General features: G+C 73.9%; 14 protein-coding genes and 1 pseudogene. 7 read left to right on the top strand and 8 right to left on the bottom strand.

Annotated elements, in window-relative coordinates:
• Window positions 1–42 precede the first annotated feature (42 nt).
• On the top strand, window positions 43–480 hold the full coding sequence (gene arfB / locus AB0E83_RS11975) for an alternative ribosome rescue aminoacyl-tRNA hydrolase ArfB (protein ID WP_362109263.1): 438 nt from the start codon (window positions 43–45) through the stop codon (window positions 478–480).
• Between the two features lie 15 nt (window positions 481–495).
• On the opposite strand, the gene AB0E83_RS11970 is transcribed toward arfB, so the two are convergent.
• Window positions 496–1,059 carry a flavin reductase family protein gene (locus tag AB0E83_RS11970; RefSeq protein ID WP_362109261.1) on the bottom strand — a complete coding sequence of 188 codons (564 nt, stop codon included), beginning with the start codon at window positions 1,057–1,059 and terminating at the stop codon, window positions 496–498.
• A 423-nt stretch (window positions 1,060–1,482) separates the two neighbouring features.
• Between AB0E83_RS11970 and cdgB the strand changes: the two genes are divergently transcribed.
• On the top strand, window positions 1,483–3,177 hold the full coding sequence (gene cdgB / locus AB0E83_RS11965) for a diguanylate cyclase CdgB (protein WP_362109259.1): 1,695 nt from the start codon (window positions 1,483–1,485) through the stop codon (window positions 3,175–3,177).
• A gap of 84 nt (window positions 3,178–3,261) precedes the next feature.
• Window positions 3,262–4,239, top strand: coding sequence for a CBM35 domain-containing protein (locus tag AB0E83_RS11960; protein WP_362109257.1), 978 nt, complete (start codon window positions 3,262–3,264; stop codon window positions 4,237–4,239).
• Between the two features lie 70 nt (window positions 4,240–4,309).
• On the opposite strand, the gene AB0E83_RS11955 is transcribed toward AB0E83_RS11960, so the two are convergent.
• From AB0E83_RS11955 to AB0E83_RS11945, 3 genes are all read right to left on the bottom strand, one after another.
• Window positions 4,310–5,239, bottom strand: coding sequence for a 1-phosphofructokinase family hexose kinase (locus AB0E83_RS11955; protein ID WP_362109255.1), 930 nt, complete (start codon window positions 5,237–5,239; stop codon window positions 4,310–4,312).
• A gap of 125 nt (window positions 5,240–5,364) precedes the next feature.
• Complete coding sequence (gene nagA, locus AB0E83_RS11950) at window positions 5,365–6,534, bottom strand: N-acetylglucosamine-6-phosphate deacetylase (protein WP_362109253.1); 1,170 nt, start codon at window positions 6,532–6,534, stop codon at window positions 5,365–5,367.
• Window positions 6,534–7,484 (bottom strand): ROK family protein, encoded by a 951-nt coding sequence (locus AB0E83_RS11945; protein WP_362109251.1) that lies wholly within the window; start codon window positions 7,482–7,484, stop codon window positions 6,534–6,536. The genes nagA and AB0E83_RS11945 overlap by 1 nt, the downstream gene beginning before the upstream one ends.
• A gap of 226 nt (window positions 7,485–7,710) precedes the next feature.
• Here AB0E83_RS11945 and AB0E83_RS11940 point away from each other — a divergent pair, with 226 nt between their 5' ends.
• The 3 genes from AB0E83_RS11940 to otsB all read left to right on the top strand — a co-directional run bounded on the left by AB0E83_RS11940 (window position 7,711) and on the right by otsB (window position 10,218).
• Window positions 7,711–8,994 carry an extracellular solute-binding protein gene (locus AB0E83_RS11940; protein WP_362109249.1) on the top strand — a complete coding sequence of 428 codons (1,284 nt, stop codon included), beginning with the start codon at window positions 7,711–7,713 and terminating at the stop codon, window positions 8,992–8,994.
• 24 nt (window positions 8,995–9,018) lie between these two features.
• On the top strand, window positions 9,019–9,270 hold the full coding sequence (locus tag AB0E83_RS11935; RefSeq protein WP_362109247.1) for a DUF3263 domain-containing protein: 252 nt from the start codon (window positions 9,019–9,021) through the stop codon (window positions 9,268–9,270).
• 105 nt (window positions 9,271–9,375) lie between these two features.
• Entirely contained in the window at window positions 9,376–10,218 is an 843-nt protein-coding gene (otsB, locus tag AB0E83_RS11930; protein ID WP_362109245.1) for a trehalose-phosphatase, read from the top strand.
• Window positions 10,219–10,259: 41 nt separating this feature from the next.
• Here the strand turns inward: otsB and AB0E83_RS11925 are convergent, their stop codons facing one another.
• Window positions 10,260–12,569: an immune inhibitor A domain-containing protein gene (locus AB0E83_RS11925; RefSeq protein ID WP_362109243.1), complete on the bottom strand. Its 2,310-nt coding sequence runs from the start codon at window positions 12,567–12,569 to the stop codon at window positions 10,260–10,262.
• Window positions 12,570–12,743: 174 nt separating this feature from the next.
• On the bottom strand, window positions 12,744–13,628 hold the full coding sequence (locus AB0E83_RS11920) for an NAD(P)-binding domain-containing protein (RefSeq protein ID WP_362109241.1): 885 nt from the start codon (window positions 13,626–13,628) through the stop codon (window positions 12,744–12,746).
• Window positions 13,629–13,723: 95 nt separating this feature from the next.
• Between AB0E83_RS11920 and AB0E83_RS11915 the strand changes: the two genes are divergently transcribed.
• On the top strand, window positions 13,724–14,068 hold the full coding sequence (locus AB0E83_RS11915; protein ID WP_362109239.1) for a helix-turn-helix domain-containing protein: 345 nt from the start codon (window positions 13,724–13,726) through the stop codon (window positions 14,066–14,068).
• Between the two features lie 43 nt (window positions 14,069–14,111).
• Here AB0E83_RS11915 and AB0E83_RS11910 read toward each other — a convergent pair whose 3' ends face one another.
• Entirely contained in the window at window positions 14,112–15,563 is a 1,452-nt protein-coding gene (locus AB0E83_RS11910; RefSeq protein WP_362109237.1) for a trehalose-6-phosphate synthase, read from the bottom strand.
• Window positions 15,564–15,635: 72 nt separating this feature from the next.
• Window positions 15,636–15,732: pseudogene (locus AB0E83_RS11905) on the bottom strand (tyrosinase family protein); the annotation flags it as partial.

Raw genomic sequence — 15,732 nt, 5'->3', positions numbered from 1 at the left:
GGTGTGAAAACAGGATGACGGTCCGGGCCCGTCGCGGGGAACATGGAGGGCATGTCAGGTCCGTATCAGATCCGTGGCTCCGTCTCGCTCCCCGAGGCCGAGCTCCAGTGGCGTTTCTCGCGCTCCTCGGGTCCCGGCGGCCAGCACGTGAACACTTCCGATTCCAGGGTCGAACTGCTCTTCGACCTCGCCGGGACCGACGCCCTGCCCGAGGTGTGGAAGGCCCGCGCCCTGGAGCGGCTCGCCTCCCGCCTCGTGGACGGCGTGCTGACCGTACGGGCCTCGGAGCACCGCTCCCAGTGGCGCAACCGGGAGACGGCCGCCGTCCGGCTCGCCGCGCTCCTCGCCGAGGCGACGGCCCCGCCGCCGAAGCCCCGCCGCGCCACGAAGATCCCCCGGGGCATCAACGAGCGCCGGCTGCGGGAGAAGAAGCAGCGCGCCGAGACCAAGCGCGGCCGGCAGGGCCGCGACTGGGGCTGAGCCCGCCGCGCGGACTCAGCCCAGGCGGCGGTACTTCCCCCGGAAGTAGGTGAGGGGCGCGCCGTCCGGGGCGGGCAGGCCGACCGCCAGGACGCGGCCGATCACCAGGGTGTGGTCGCCCGCCACCACCCGGCTCTCGGTGCGGCACTCCAGGGTGGCGAGCGCCCCGCCGATCAGCGGCGCGCCGCTGTGCTCGCCGCGGGCGTACGGCAGGTCGGCGAAGAGGAGGCGGTCGGAGACGCGGCCCTTCATGGCGAAGCGGCCGGCCACCTGCCGCTGCTCCTCGGCCAGCACCGACACCGCCCAGACCGGGACCTCCTCCAGGAGGTCGTCCATCCGGGAGCCGTTCCGGAGGCTCACCAGGACCAGCGGCGGGTCGAGGGAGACGGAGAGGAACGCGGTGGCCGTCATGCCGACGTCCTCGCCGCGCGGGCCGTCGTCGGGATCGTGCGCGGTCACCAGGACCACTCCGGCCGCGAGGCGGGACATGGCCGCCCGGAACTCGTCGTCGCTCACCCCCTCAGCATGAGGGATGGCGAGATCCGTGACGGGCGGCGAGGGCGGGGTCTTCTGGAGCACACCGGCACGCTAACCGCGGGTCCGGGAGGGCCGCATCGGACGGGGGGACCAGACCGGGGCCCGGCGCGGGTCCTAGGACCCCGGGCCCGGAGCCGTACCGCCGTGTCGTGCCGCCGGAGCCGTGTCGTGCCGCCGGAGCCGTGTCGTGCCGCCGGGCCGCGCGGGCGCGGGCCCGTGCCGCCGGAGCCGTACCGCCGGGCCGTGTCGTACCGCCGGGCCCGCGTGGGGCACGGGCGTCGCGCCGGTCACCTCCGACCCGCCGGAATCCGGCCACACAGTGCTGTGACTTGAGTCACAGAAGGCACTATTTGCTGACCCTGTGTACCGGGTGCGCAGCTCGCTGTGATTCAGTGGCGGAGACAGTGCAGCACGAAGCCGATGAGAACCCTGGAGTTGCTGTCGAGGTCTCGGGGAGAGCGAGCGATGGAGACCGAGTCGGAGCCTTACGTCCGTCTCTCGACCCTGCGGCAGCTGCATCAGGTCGTGGCGGACCTCAACACCGCCCGCAGCCTGGCGGACACCCTGCAGACCGTCGCCGACGGCGTGGTCGCCGGCCTCAACTACCAGCTGGCCTGCGTCAACCTCGTCCGGCCCGACGGTGACCTGGTCGTCGCCGCCTTCGCCGGGGACCCCGCCGCCGAAGCCCTCATCACCGGCCGCGTCGGCTCCCGCGACGCCTGGGAGCGCCGCCTGTCCATGGCCGTCCCCTGGGGCGACCTGCGGTTCATCCCGCACACCGAGGGCTGGGTCCTGATGGACGACGACGTGCCCCAGTGGCACACCGACGGCCCAGCCCCCCGCTTCGAGGACGAGTGGCACCCCCACGACCGGCTCTACGCCCCCATGTACGCGTCGGGCACCGGCCGGGAGCTGCTCGGCGTCATATCCGTCGACCGCCCGCGCAACGGCCGGCACCCGGGACCCTGGGGGCAGGAAGCCCTCCAGATGTACGCCTCCCAGTCCGCCATCGCGATCAGCAACGCCCGGCTCCGCTCCAACATGCAGCGCGCCCTGATCCGCCTGGAGCGCGAGCAGCAGGCCCTCCGCGCCAGCGAGGAATCCTTCCGCCAGGCCTTCGAGTACGCCCCCTCCGGCATGGCCATCGCCGAACTCGGCGGCGACCAGCACGGCCGGCTGCTGCGCACCAACGACGCCCTGTGCCGGCTCCTCGGCCGCCCCGCCTCCGTCATGCGCCGCTACTCCTTCGCCGACCTCGTCCACCCCGAGGACATCGGCACCCTGCTCCGCACCTCCGCCGAGGGCGGCCGGGCCGAGCTGCGGCTCGGCCGGCGCGACGGCACCTACGTCTGGGTCTCCCTGCGGAACTCGGTGGTCGCCGACACCGCCGACGGGCCCCGCTTCCTCCTCACCCACGTCGAGGACATCGAGGAGCGCAAGCGGCACGAGCTCCAGCTCGCCCACCGCGCCTCCCACGACGCCCTCACCGGCCTGCCCAACAGCGCGGAACTGCGCTCCCGGCTCTCCGCCCGGCTCTGCGAGCGGCCCGCGCACGGCGGCGACCGCCCGGGCCCCGACTCCGCCGCCGGCTTCGGCTACGGGCCGGAGCCGCTGCCCGCCGGGCACGACGGCGGGTACGAGGGGGGCTACGAGTACGACCACGAGCACGAGCACGGCTTCGGCTTCGAACCGGCCGGCGGCGGCGCGTACGACCACCACGTGCACACGGTCGCGCCGACCGGCGGGGACGTCGACGACGGCACCAAGGGGCTCGCCGTCCTCTTCTGCGACCTCGACGGCTTCAAGTCGATCAACGACCGCTTCGGGCACCACACCGGCGACGCCGTCCTCATCGAGGTGGCCCGCCGGCTCACCACCGGCGTCCGGGACGGCGACACCGTCGCCCGTCTGGGCGGTGACGAGTTCGTCGTCCTCGCCGACGGACTGGGCGCCGCCGACGCCGCCGACCTCGCCGTCCGGCTGCGCAACGCGATCATCCCGCCCATCCGGGTGGACGGCCGGGCGGTCCGGGTCGGGGCCAGTTTCGGCATCGGCTGGGCCGAGTGCGGGATGACCGTCGAAGAGGTCCTGAACTCCGCCGACCAGCGGATGTACGTGGAGAAGCGTTCCCGCGCCAAGGTGCAGCGCCGGGCCGGTTGATCGTTCCCCGCACGGGGGCTTCAATCGTTCGGGGTAGGCTCGCCGGGTCGGCGACGGCTGGCGAGCATGGAGAGGATGACCCGGATGGCTGCCGGAAACGACGGCGCGAGCAAGCCCGAGGACGACGATCCGTTCGGCTATCTGTACGCGGACGGACAGGCGGCGGCCGGCCGCGCCCCCCAGGGCGGCGGCTACGGCTACCCGGGCCCCGCGCCCGCGCAGCCGGGCGTGCCCCGCACCTCGTACAACCAGGTCAGGACGGTCGGCGAGCGCCAGTACGGCCAGCAGCCGGCCCAGCCGTACGTGCCGCCGCAGCAGCAGGCGCCGTACGGCCAGCCGCACCCGCAGTACGCGGCGCCGGAGACCTACGGCAACGGACAGCCGCCCCGCCAGACCCCGCCGCCCGCCCCGCGCGGCGGCGGGCGCGGCCCCAACACCAAGGGCCTGCTGATCGGCGCGGTCGCGGTCGTCGCGGTCGTGGTCACCGGCATCGCCGCGGCCGTGATCTCGAACTCGGGCGGCGACAAGGACAAGGACTCCGCGAGCGGCGGCAACCCGGTCAGCACCCCGGCCACCCCCCGGAGCGAGGAGCCCACCCCGTCCGGGGAGCCGAGCGCGGACCCGACGCCGACCGAACTCCCGAAGCAGGACGCGGCCACCCTCCAGCTCGGCGGCTCCGCGACCCTCGCCAAGGACGTCAAGGGCGCCGAGGGCGTCGACGGCGCCTACGTGGCGGGCTTCAACGCCCCGGGCTCCTCGGTGACCTGGAAGGCGACCATGCCGGAGGGCGGCAGCTACCGCCTGACCGTGCGCTACGCCATCCCGGCCGTGGACGCGAACGCCACCCTGACGGTCAACGGCAAGCCGAACACCCAGCCGATCGGCCTGAAGAACTTCATCCACTCCTCGGACCCGAACCTGGAGAAGAACTGGCAGACCACGTGGGCGCCGGTCGACCTCAAGAAGGGCGACAACGAGATCAAGATCTCGTGCGAGGCCGGCAACCAGTGCGACGTCCTGCTGGACTGGCTGGAAGTCACCCGCGGCGCGCCGAACGCCTGACCCGGACCCCGCCCGCGGCTTCGACGGACGCCCCCGCCGGTTCGCCGGTGGGGGCGTCCGCGTTCCCGGGTCAGGGCGTGGCCTCCTCGCGGGTGACCGTGATCCCCGGGAGGAGGGACGCGTGGACGGCGGGGTCGTACTCGCCGGCCACCGGGGAGGCGACCGTGGCGGCGGAGAGGGCGACCGCCTCGGCCAGGCGGGCGGGCCAGGGGGTCTGCGCCACCAGGCCCGCGAGGAGGGCGGCGACCACCGAGTCGCCGGCGCCCGTCGGGTTGCCGTGGACCGGGGCCGGGGGCGCGGCGCGCCAGAGCCCCTCGGGGGTGGCGGCGAGCAGGCCGTCGGGGCCCAGGGAGGCGACGACCGCGTGGGCGCCGCGGCGGCGGGCGTCCAGGGTGGCGCGGCGCGGTTCGCGGGAGCCGGTGAGGCCGGCCAGCTCGTCGGCGTTGGGCTTCACCAGGTCGGGGCGGGCGGCGATGCCCCGGCGGAGCGGTTCGCCGCCGGTGTCGAGGAGGACCGGGACGCCGGCGGCGCGGGCCGTGCGGATCAGCTCGGCGTACGCGCCGACGTGGACGCCCGGCGGGAGGCTGCCGCAGAGGGCGACGGCCGCGGCCCCGGGCAGGAGCTCCGCGTAGCGGGAGCGGAGGGCCGCCCACTCCTCGGGGGTGACGTCGGCGCCGGCCTCGTTGAACTGGGTGGTGTCGCCGGCGCCGGTGTCGACGACGGCGACCGTGCGGCGGGTGGCCGCCCCGGTGGTGACGAGCGCGTCGGTCAGCCGGGGGACCGGGGCGAGGAGGGCGCGGAGCCGGTCGCCGGTGGGGCCGCCGGCGAAGCCGGTGACGACGGTGTCGTGGCCGAGGGCGGCGAGCACCCGGGCCACGTTGACCCCCTTGCCGCCGGGGCGCTCGGCGCTGCGGGCGACGCGGTGGCTGGTGTGCGGGACCAGGGCGGGCACCTCGTACGTGAGGTCCAGCGCCGTGTTGAGGGTGACCGTGAGGATCACCTGCTCACCCCCCCGTACTTCCGGTAAGACCTGGTGGCGACAGCCGTGTGACGCGCCACGATCATGCCAAAGGAACGGCGATCGGCCCAGACCCCGGACCGTTCGCCGTCCCCTTTCGGCCCTGATCAGGCGGTCTGCGGCACCCGGGCGGTCACGCCCTGCGGGGCGACGATCCACTCGCCCTTGCGCATGACGCCCTTGACGTCGAAGGCGTCGTCGAGGACGACGACGTCGGCGTCCTTGCCGGGCTCCAGGGAGCCGACCCGGTCGTAGACGCCGAGGAGGCGGGCCGGGTTGGCGGAGACGGCCTGGACGACGGATTCGACGGGGAGGCGGTCGACGGTGGCGGCGCGCTTGAAGGCGCGGTCGAGGGTGAGGGTGGAGCCGGCGATGGAGCCGCCCTCGACGAGGCGGGCCACGCTGTCCTTCACCTCGACCTCCAGCGTGCCGAGCATGTAGCGGCCGTCGCCGAAGCCGGCGGCGTCCATGGCGTCGGTGATGAAGGCGACGCGCTCGGGGCCGGCGTGGTGGAAGGCGAGCTCCAGGGCGGCCGGGTGGAGGTGGGTGCCGTCGTTGATGAGCTCGACGGTGATCCGCTCGTCCTCCAGGAGGGCGGCGATCGGGCCGGGGGCGCGGTGGCCGAGGCCGGGCATCGCGTTGTAGAGGTGGGTGGCGACGGTGGCGCCGGCGTCGATGGCCTCGACGGTCTGCTCGTAGCTGGCGTCGGTGTGGCCGATGGCGGCGATGACGCCGTGCTCGGCGAGCAGGCGGACGGAGTCGATGCCGCCGGGCAGTTCGGTGGCGAGGGTGACCATCCGGGCCTGCCCGCGGGCGGCGTCGATCAGCTTGAGGACCTCGGCCGGGTGCGGGTCGCGCAGCAGGGTCTCGTCGTGGGCGCCCTTGCGGCAGGGGGAGATGAACGGGCCCTCGAAGTGGAGGCCGGCGATCTCGCCCTGCTCGGCGAGCTCGGAGAGGAGTCCGGCCCGCGCGGTGAGGAACTCCATGTCGCCGGTGACGAAGGAGGCGACGGTGGTGGTGGTGCCGTGCAGGCGGTGGGTGTGGACGCCCTTGAGGACGTCGTCGACGGTGCCGGAGGTGAAGGAGGCGCCGCCGCCGCCGTGGTTGTGCATGTCGACGAAGCCGGGGACGAGCCAGTGGCCGGTGAGGTCGAGCACGGGGGCGCCCTCGGGGGCGGAGCCCGCGATGCGGCCGCCGTCGACGATCACACGTCCGTTCTCGACGATCCCGGTGGGCAGCACGACGCGTGCGCCGGCGAGAACCTTGTGATCGGACATCAGGCGGAAACCTCCGGGTCGGTGGGGCGCTGGTCGGCGAGCAGGTCCCAGGCGAGGAGGCCCGCGCCCAGGCATCCGGCGGTGTCCCCGAGGGCCGCCGGGACGATGACGGGCAGCTTCTGGAAGGTCACTCGTTCCTCCACCGCGGCCCGAAGGGGTGTGAACAAGGTTTCCCCGGCCTCGGCCAGACCGCCACCGATGATGAGCGTGCGGGGGTCCAGCAGGGTGAGGGCGGTGACCAGGCCGTCGGCGAGGGCGTCGACCGCCTCCTGCCAGACCCGTACGGCGGCGGGGTCGCCGGACTCGACCGCCTTGGCGCAGTCGGCGGCGTCCGCCGCGGGGTCGCCGGACGCCTCGGCCCAGGCGAGGGAGACGGCGGAGGCGGAGGCGTACCGCTCCAGGCAGCCGCGCTGGCCGCAGCCGCAGGCGGTGCCGCCGGGGCGGACGACGATGTGGCCGATCTCGCCGGCGTAGCCGTGGGCGCCGGCCTCGATGCGGTCGCCGATGCCGATGGCGCCGGCGATGCCGGTGCCGAGGGGGACGAAGAGGAAGCGGTCGGCGCCGGCGCCGGCGCCGATGCGGCCCTCGGCGAGGCCGCCGGTGCGGACGTCGTGGCCGAGGGCGACGGGGAGGCCGCCGAGGCGCTCGCTGAGGAGGGCGCGCAGGGGGACGTCGCGCCAGCCGAGGTTGGCGGCGTAGACGGCGATGCCGCGGGCGGCGTCGACGATGCCGGGGACGGCGACGCCGGCGGCCGCGGCGGGCTCGCCGTACCGCTCCTCGCCGAGGGCGCGGAGCTCCTCGGCGAAGGCGAGGATCGTCTCGACGACGACCTGGGGGCCGCGGTCGCGTCCGGTGGCGCGGCGGGCCTCGTGGAGCAGGGTGCCGTCCGCCCCGACGAGGGCGGCCTTCATGCCGGTGCCGCCCACATCGAGGGCGATGACGTGTCTCACGGGGGACAGTCTCGCGCGAGACCGCCCTAAAGGTCTAGTCCACTGCCGTGGATTGTTGCGCTCGGATACAAATTCGAGCCGAGGGGCGGGGGGTTTGTGGCGAAGCTCCCGCCCGAGTTGCCGAAGTGATACCCGAGTGGTGTAGACCTCTTGCTCCGGGTGGGGGAGACTTTCGCCCCTTGACCCTTGAATGTGCAGCTCACTGCTGCTCAACGACGAGCAAAAGGTGGATGAAGCCGTGGAGCGGCGACGATTCCTTGGACTGACCGCGGCCGCCGCCGCCCTGGGCCTGACCGCCACGGTCGCCGGCTGCGGCACCCTCGGCGGTGACGGCGGCGACGTGACCCTGCGCCTGGTCGCCGCCGACTACGACCTCACCGGCGGCAACACGACCAAGAAGTACTGGGACGCCCTCGTCGCCGCCTTCCAGGCGAGCCACCCCGGGATCAAGGTCCAGGTCCAGATCGAGTCCTGGGACGACGTCGACCGCAAGGTCGCCGAGATGGTCGAGGCCGGCCAGGCCCCCGACGTCGCCCAGATCGGCGCCTACGCCGACTACGCGGCCGCCGGGCAGCTCTACTCCGCCGACGACCTCCTCACCATCCCCGTCCAGGCCAACTTCCTCCCGCCGCTCACCGCGGCCGGCGAGCGGGGCCAGACCCAGTACGGACTGCCCTTCGCCGCCTCCACCCGCTCCCTCTTCTACAACGCCGACCTCTTCGAGAAGGCCGGCGTCAAGGCCCCCACCACCTGGGACGAGCTGGCCGGGGCCGCGAGGAAGCTCAAGGACGAGGGCGTCCGCACCCCCTTCGCGCTGCCCCTCGGCCCCGAGGAGGCCCAGGCCGAGTCCCTGATGTGGCTGCTCGCCGGCGGGGGCGGCTGGACCGACGAGTCCGACCGGTACGCCATCGACTCCCCGGCGAACGTCGAGACCTTCACCTGGCTCAAGGACGAGCTCGTCGGCCAGGGCCTCACCGGCCCCGTCGCCCCCGGCAAGCTCAACCGCAAGGCGGCCTTCACCGCCTTCGCGCGCGGCGAGGTCGGCATGCTCAACGGCCACCCCTCGCTCCTCCAGGAGGCCGCCAAGCAGGGCGTCAAGGTCGGCCAGGCGCCGCTGCCCGGCGTCGACGGCCCGGCCAAGGCGGCCATGGGCGTCGCCGACTGGATCATGGGCTTCAAGCAGAACGGCCACCGCGAGGAGATCGGCGCCTTCCTCGACTTCGTCTTCAGCGACGAGAACGTGCTGAAGTTCGCCGGCGACAACGACCTGCTGCCCGTCACCGTCACCGCCTCCGCCCGCATGCAGAGCGAGGCCGAACACGCCGAGCTGCACGAGTTCCTCAAGGCGCTGCCCACCGCCCAGCTCCCGCCGGTCGGCAAGACCTCCTGGGCCAAGGTCAGCGAGACCATCAAGCAGCGGATCGGCGCGGCCGTCACCCCCGCCGGGCGCCCGGCCAACGTCCTCGCCGGCATCGCCCGCACCGCGACGGCGGCGGAGGCGGCGGAGTAGACCGCCTAGTAATAGGTTGGTCGTATGACCGAAGAGACGCCGGGGGACAGCAGTGGCCTCGGGGAGCTGGAGCGGGCGGTGCTCGCCGTCGAGCGCCGCTCCTGGCCCGGCCCCGGCGCCAAGGAGCGGGCCGTCCGCGAGGACCTCGGCCTCTCGCCGACCCGCTACTACCAGCTCCTCAACGCCCTCCTCGACGACCCGAGGGCCCTCGCCCACGACCCGGTGACCGTCAACCGCCTGCGCCGCGTCCGCGAGGCGAGGGAACGCAGGCGGTGAACCCCTCCGGGGCCCCTTCCGGGTGAGGGACGGCGGTCGAACCCTCCCCGCGGGGTGAGTCCGGCCACGCTGACGGGGGACGGCCGGCTCGGTAGGGTCGGGGGCATGGTCAGCAGCCTTCCGCACCCGGCCACACCCGCCGGCCGCGACGGCCTGGACGCGTTGCTCGCGCGTCCCTCCGAGGCCGTCGTCGCCCTCGACTTCGACGGGACGCTCGCCGAGATCGTCCCCGACCCCGAGCGGGCCCGCGCCCATCCCGGCGCCGTCCCCGCGCTCGCCGCCCTCGCCCCGCGCCTGGCCGCCGTGGTCGTGGTGACCGGCCGGCCCGCCGGGGTCGCCGTCCGCCACGGCGGTTTCGCCGGCGTGGCGGGCCTGGAGCGCCTCACCGTCCTCGGGCACTACGGCGCCGAGCGCTGGGACGCCGCCACCGGCACGGTCACGGCCCCCGCCCCGCACCCCGGCGTCGCCTCCGTCCGCGCCGAGCTGCCCGGCTTCCTCCACCGGCACGGCGCCTGGCCCGGCGTCTGGATCGAGGAGAAGGGCCGCGCGGTCGCCGTCCACACCCGCCGCGCCCGGGAACCCCAGGAGGCGTTCGAGGCGCTGAAGGGCCCGCTCGGCGACCTGGCCGCCGCGCACGGCCTCGTCCTGGAGCCCGGCCGGCTGGTCCTGGAGCTGCGGCCCCCGGGCATGGACAAGGGGGTGGCGCTGACGGAGTTCGTACGGGAGAAGGGCGCGGGCTCCGTGCTGTACGCCGGGGACGACCTGGGCGACCTGCCGGCCTTCGCGGCCGTGGAGAAGCTGCGCGGCGAGGGCCTGCCGGGCCTGCTGGTCCGCTCCGGCTCCAGCGAGGTCCCGGAGCTCGCCGAGCGCGCCGACCTCTCCGTCCCGGGCCCGGCGGGCGTGGTCGGGCTCCTGGCGGAACTGGCGAGGGCGGTACGGGAGGGCTGAGCCCTCCCGTACCGCCCCCGTACCGCCCTCCCGGCGGGTGATCAGTGCGCGGCCGGGTTGGCCACGCTGATCGTCAGGTCGTCGCCGGCGTCGCCGGTGACGGTGACCTTCACGCCGTGCCCGGCGACCTTGACGCTGGCCTGCGGCGCCGAGGGGTCGTAGTACGCGTTCGGGTCGGTGTCGTCGAAGACCGGGATGCCCGGCACCGACGGGGCGCAGGCCGCGAGGGTCTCGACGGTCTGCTGCTTGCCCTTGCCGGCCAGGACCTCGGTGTGGAGGCAGGTGGCGTCGGTGGCCTCCAGGCCGAAGGTGGCGTCGAAGGGCTGGCGGCGGTTGCTGGGCGCGGCGCCGTTGGCGTACTTGAAGGGCGTCGGGCGGGCGTCGACGGCCATCGCCGAGCCGCCGCCGGGGTGGTTGCTGACGTTGTTGTCGTCGAAGGACCGGTCGACGTACCAGACGAGCATGCCGTTCTGGTAGCGGAACCACTCGACCCAGTCGGGGGCGGTCAGCGGCTTGCTGAACTGGTACGGGCCCTCGGCGAGGAGCGCGTCGGCGCCGACGTACTCGCGGTTCTCCAGGAGGTAGTAGCGCGGGTAGGTGGCGGACTCGGTGCCGGTGGAGACCTTCCAGCGGCCCTGCGCGGTCCAGCCGTTCGCGCCCTGCTCGACGTCGTCCGTCACCAGGGTCGTGCCGCCGCTGGACAGCGTGATGTCGTCCAGGAGGGCGCCGGCGAGGTGCACGCCGCCGTCGGTCTGGTAGCGGAAGCGGAAGAGCGAGGGCTGTCCGGCGGCGTCGTAGGAGAACCGCAGGGTGGTCCACCGGCCGGCCGAGGAGCCGTCGACGGCCTCGCCCGCGCGGGCCCAGGTGGCGCCGCCGTCGAGGGAGTACTCGGCGAAGAGGTAGTCGAAGTCCGCCTCGATCTCGTACCAGGCGTTCGCCTTCACGGTGACGCGCGGGGCGGCCGGGACGGAGCGGGTGAGGGCCTGGTTGAGGCCGTCCGCCGAGCCGGTCCACCAGGCGTGCGCGCCGGAGGTCGGGGTGGCGTAGGTGGTGCCGGCGGCCTTGTCCGGGAGCGCGACGCGCACGGCCTGCGCCTTGCCGGCCTCCTGGAGGGCGGCGGGGCTCAGGGTGTAGCTGCCGTTCGAGCCGAGCGGGGCGTCGACGAGGTCGAGCCAGCCGAGGAAGAGCTTCTCCTCGGCGCCCATCAGGCCGGGGTGGGTGCCGATGCCGGCGTTCGCGGCCTCGCCGTGGCCGAGCCAGGAGCCGGAGCTCATCAGCGTCCAGAAGGCGGTGGAGTTCTCGCCGCCGTCGGTGTCGTAGTAGTCCGGCAGGCCGAGGTCGTGGCCGAACTCGTGGCAGAAGACGCCGAGTCCGCCGTTCTCGCCCTCGGTGGTGTAGTCGCCGAGCCAGTACTTCGACTGGCCGATGCGGGCGCCGCCGGCCTTGTTCTGGGTGCCGGCCACGTCCGGGCCGGTGAGGCCGTAGTCGTCGCCGTTGACGTACCAGCGGTGCGACCAGATGGCGTCCTCGCCCTGGGCGCCGCCGCCGGCGTCCTCGCCCATGCCGGCGTGGACGGCCTGGAAGTGGTCGATGTAGCCGTCGGCCTCGTCGAAGTTCCCGTCGTGGTCCCAGTCGTTGCGGTCCCAGACGTCGAACTGGGCGAGGTACGCGTCGATCTCGGCGGGCGTCTTGCCGGCCGCGATCTGCGCGTCCCACCAGGCGTTGCCGGTGTCCTGGATGAAGGCCCAGGAACCGCCGTTGTCCTCGACCGCGTTGTCGCCGTAGGTGGAGGCGTTGCCGGGGACCTTGACCCAGTCCTCGACGACGTTGGTGACGGAGTAGGCGCCGTTCGACAGCTTCTCGTAGTACGTCTTCATCGACTCGCCGGGGCCGTTGAAGAGGTTCTCGTAGTACGCCTTGTCGAAGTCCGGTGCCCAGGCGTTGGAGTTGTCCGTCGTCCGGTCCGGCCGCGGTATCTGGTTGTGCAGCGGGCCGGGGACGGTGCCGAGCTTGCCGGAGCCCTGGTCGCCGAACTCGGAGAGGATCGTGAGGATCTTCTCCTGCCGGACGGCGGTGGTGGTCTCGGTCTCGGCGAACTTGCCGGGCGCGACCTCGACGACGCCCCGGGCGTTCGCCTTGGCCTTGCCCTTGGCGACCAGGTCGATCGCCCTCTCGCGCAGTTCGGTGCGCTGCTTGGTGAGCGGCCCGGGCCGGTTGTCGGACCGGTGGGCGGTGGTGGCGCCGGACGGAGCGGAGTCCCCGGCCTCCTGGGCGGCGGCGGGGGTGAGCCCCGCGGCGAGGAGTGCGGTGAGCGCCGACCCGAGGGTCATGCCCACGACAATCTTCTTCACGTGTGTCGCGATCCCTTCGCTCACATGCGGGGGGTGTGCCGCATGGTTCGCGTGGTTCCGTTGAGGGTGTACGGATCGCCTGGGGGAACGATCGCCGCGAGTGTGCCACGGGACGACCCCTCCTGAGGAGGGGTCGTCACCGATAAACGGAACCGGATCGCCGGGGAAGTCCGGTCACCGGAGCAGCAGGTCCACCACGCCCGTCAGGTCCTCCTGCGGGGAGCCCTCCGCGAGGCGGCGGCGCATCAGGCCGAAGTACGGGAGGAGCAGTTCGGGGCTCACGCCCTGCTGTTCGGCGGTGGCGAGGAAGGCGGGGACGCCCGCCGTCTGCATGCCCAGGTTGCTCACGACGTTCGTCGTGTAGTCGCCGGACCCCAGCTGGTCGGCGGTCTGGCTGACGTGCGGGGCGGCCATGGCGGTGAGCCATTCGGTGAGGAGCGGGGCGAAACCGGCCGGGTCGATGGACTCCTTGCGGATCAGGGCGAAGGCGTGGGCCGCGCCGGCGAACATGCCGTACATGGCGCTGAGCAGGGCCACGTCGTGGAGGGCCGCGTGACCCGGGTCGGCGCCGACGAAACGGGCGCCGGCCGGGACGGCGAGGGTCTCCCGGTGCTCCTCGAAGAGCTCCGGCGAGCCGCTGTGGAAGACGTAGCCGCCGGTCTCCGGGACGCCGATCATCGGCGGGACGGCCATGATGCCGCCGTCCAGGTACCGGGCGCCCCGGGCGGTCGCCCAGGCGGCGCGCTCCCGGGCCTGCGCGGGGGTCGTGGTGGTCAGGTTGACGACGTCCTTGCCGGTCAGGTCGGCGCCGTCCAGGGCCGCGCCGACCGAGTCGTCGTCGAGGAGGCAGACGATCACGAGCCGGTTCGCGGCGACGGCCTCGGCGGCGGTCGCCGCGACCGCCGCGCCCTCGGCGGCGAGCCCGTCCGCGCGGGCCGCGGTGCGGTTCCAGACGGTGAGCGGGTGCCCGGCGGCGAGCCAGGTGCGGGCGAGGGCGGTGCCCATGGCGCCGAGGCCGAGGAGGGTGACGGGGGTCTTGTCGAGCGCGTTCGCTGTCATGCCCCCAGGCTCTTCCACCGCTCTGACCTGCTCAAGTACCCACTTCGAAGTGGGTGGTTACCCTGGGGTGAGCGAGCAGGTCAGGGAGGTGGGGCATGGCGACGCTGAACCGGCCCGAGGACGACGGGGGCCACGTCTGCGGCATCGACACCGCGATGGAGGTGATCGGCGGCAAGTGGAAGGTGCTCATCCTCTGGGCGCTCCACGAGGGCCCGGAGCGGCGCTTCGGGGAGCTGCGCCGGATGGTCCCGGGGATCACCGAGAAGGTCCTCGCCTCCCACCTGCGGGAGATGGAGGCGGACGGGATCGTCCGCCGCGTCTCGTACGACGAGGTCCCCCCGCGCGTCGAGTACGGCCTCACCAAGGCCGGCCTCCGCCTCAACGACGCCCTGGAGCCGCTCGCGGCGTGGGGGCGGGAGCGGTGGGAGGGCACCGTCTGACGGCGGCCGGCGGGCGGGAGGCCGGTGTCGGTCCTCCCCGGTGTCAGTCCTCCAGGGTCCGCAGGGCGTCGAGCTGGTCGAGGAACCAGCGCTGCGGGGGGAGGGCGGTGGCGGCGGCGGCGAGGCGCTTGGTGCGCTCGGCGCGCTCGGCCTCGGGCATGGTCAGGGCGGTGTGGAGGGCCTCGGCGGTCTGGGAGACGTCGAAGGGGTTCACGGTGAGCGCGTCGTCCATCAGCTCCAGGTGGGCGCCCGCGCCGGTCGACAGGACCAGGGCGCAGCCGGCGTCGGAGACCACGGGTATCTCCTTCGCCACCAGGTTCATGCCGTCGCGGACCGGGTTGACCAGGGCCACGTCCGCGAGCCGGTAGGCGGCGAGGGACCGGGTGAAGTCGTCCTCGACGGAGACCAGGACCGGCCGCCAGTCCGCCGTGCCGAACTCGGCGTTGATCTCCTCGGCGAGTTCGACGACGGAGGCCGTGTACGCCCGGTACGACTCCAGGTCCTGCCGGGAGGGGTAGGCGGAGGCGAGGTGGACCACGCGGCCGCGCCACTCGGGGTGCGTCGTCAGCAGCTCGCGGTAGGCGAGCAGGCCGCGGAGGATGTTCTTCGACAGTTCGGTGCGGTCGACGCGGACGATGGTCTTCCGGTCCCCGACCTCCTCGCGGAGGCGGGCGAGCCGGTCGTCGACCTGGGGGCGGTGGGCGAGGGCCCGCAGGTCGTCGCCGTCGACGCCGAGGGGGTGGTCGGAGACGTGGGTGGTGCGGACCGGGCCGGGACCGCCGCCGCGCCGGTGCTTCACGTGCCGCCCGCGCCCCCCGGCGGGGGAGTACGCCACGGCGACCCCCGACAGGTTGTCGACGGACGCGCTCTGCAGGAAGGCGGCGGCCCACACGCCGGTGTGGAAGCCGAGCCGGTCCGCGCCGAGCATGCCCCACAGCAGCTCCTCCCGCACGTCCTGCGGCAGCATTCGCAGGTGGGAGGGGTCCGCCCACGGGGTGTGCGTGAAGTGCCCGATCCTCAGCCCGGGGCGCAGCTCGCGGAGCATGCCGGGGACCAGTGCCAGGTGGTAGTCCTGCACCAGGACCGCCGCGTCCTCGTCGGCCTCGGCGGCCAGCGCCTCGGCGAAGGCCTGGTTGTAGGCGCGGTAGGCGGCCCAGCGGCGGCGGAAGGCCGCGTCGAAGACGGGCTCGCGCGGGACGTCGTACAGATGGTGGTGGAGGAACCACAGCACCGAGTTGGCGATGCCGTTGTACGCGTCGGCGTACACCTCCGGTGCGATGTCCAGCATCCGGACCCCGGGTTCGGCGACCCCGCGCCGGACGGCCTCCCGGTCGCCCTCGCCGAGCGCCGCGCACACCCACAGGCTGTCCTGGGAGTCGACGGCGCTCAGGCCGGAGACGAGGCCGCCGCCGCCCCTGCGGGAGGAGAGCGTGCCGTCGTCACCGAGGGTGTACGAGACGGGTCCCCGGTTGGATGCCACGAGTACGGAAGCCATGTGGCGAACCTAGCCCGTCCCGTAAACGCTCAAACGTACGTATACGGTCAGCGGTCGGCCGGATACGGACGGCTGGTCCGAGCGGCGCCCGTTGCCGCCCATGAAGTCCTCCGACCAGAGCGAGGACGCCGGGGAGTTGTCCCGGGTCCAGTCCCAGTACGGCACCGTC

The organism is Streptomyces sp. NPDC035033 (assembly GCF_040636735.1).
Taxonomy (GTDB): domain Bacteria; phylum Actinomycetota; class Actinomycetes; order Streptomycetales; family Streptomycetaceae; genus Streptomyces.
This window is presented reverse-complemented; position numbering and strand designations above follow the sequence as displayed.

Excerpts from the sequence above, each read along its gene's own strand:
- arfB (WP_362109263.1), top strand. The coding sequence starts at position 43 with ATGGAGGGCATGTCAGGTCCGTATCAGATCCGTGGCTCCGTCTCGCTC.
- cdgB (WP_362109259.1), top strand. The coding sequence starts at position 1,483 with ATGGAGACCGAGTCGGAGCCTTACGTCCGTCTCTCGACCCTGCGGCAG.
- AB0E83_RS11960 (WP_362109257.1), top strand. The coding sequence starts at position 3,262 with ATGGCTGCCGGAAACGACGGCGCGAGCAAGCCCGAGGACGACGATCCG.
- nagA (WP_362109253.1), bottom strand. The coding sequence starts at position 6,534 with ATGTCCGATCACAAGGTTCTCGCCGGCGCACGCGTCGTGCTGCCCACC.
- AB0E83_RS11935 (WP_362109247.1), top strand. The coding sequence starts at position 9,019 with ATGACCGAAGAGACGCCGGGGGACAGCAGTGGCCTCGGGGAGCTGGAG.
- otsB (WP_362109245.1), top strand. The coding sequence starts at position 9,376 with ATGGTCAGCAGCCTTCCGCACCCGGCCACACCCGCCGGCCGCGACGGC.
- AB0E83_RS11920 (WP_362109241.1), bottom strand. The coding sequence starts at position 13,628 with ATGACAGCGAACGCGCTCGACAAGACCCCCGTCACCCTCCTCGGCCTC.
- AB0E83_RS11915 (WP_362109239.1), top strand. The coding sequence starts at position 13,724 with ATGGCGACGCTGAACCGGCCCGAGGACGACGGGGGCCACGTCTGCGGC.
- AB0E83_RS11910 (WP_362109237.1), bottom strand. The coding sequence starts at position 15,563 with ATGGCTTCCGTACTCGTGGCATCCAACCGGGGACCCGTCTCGTACACC.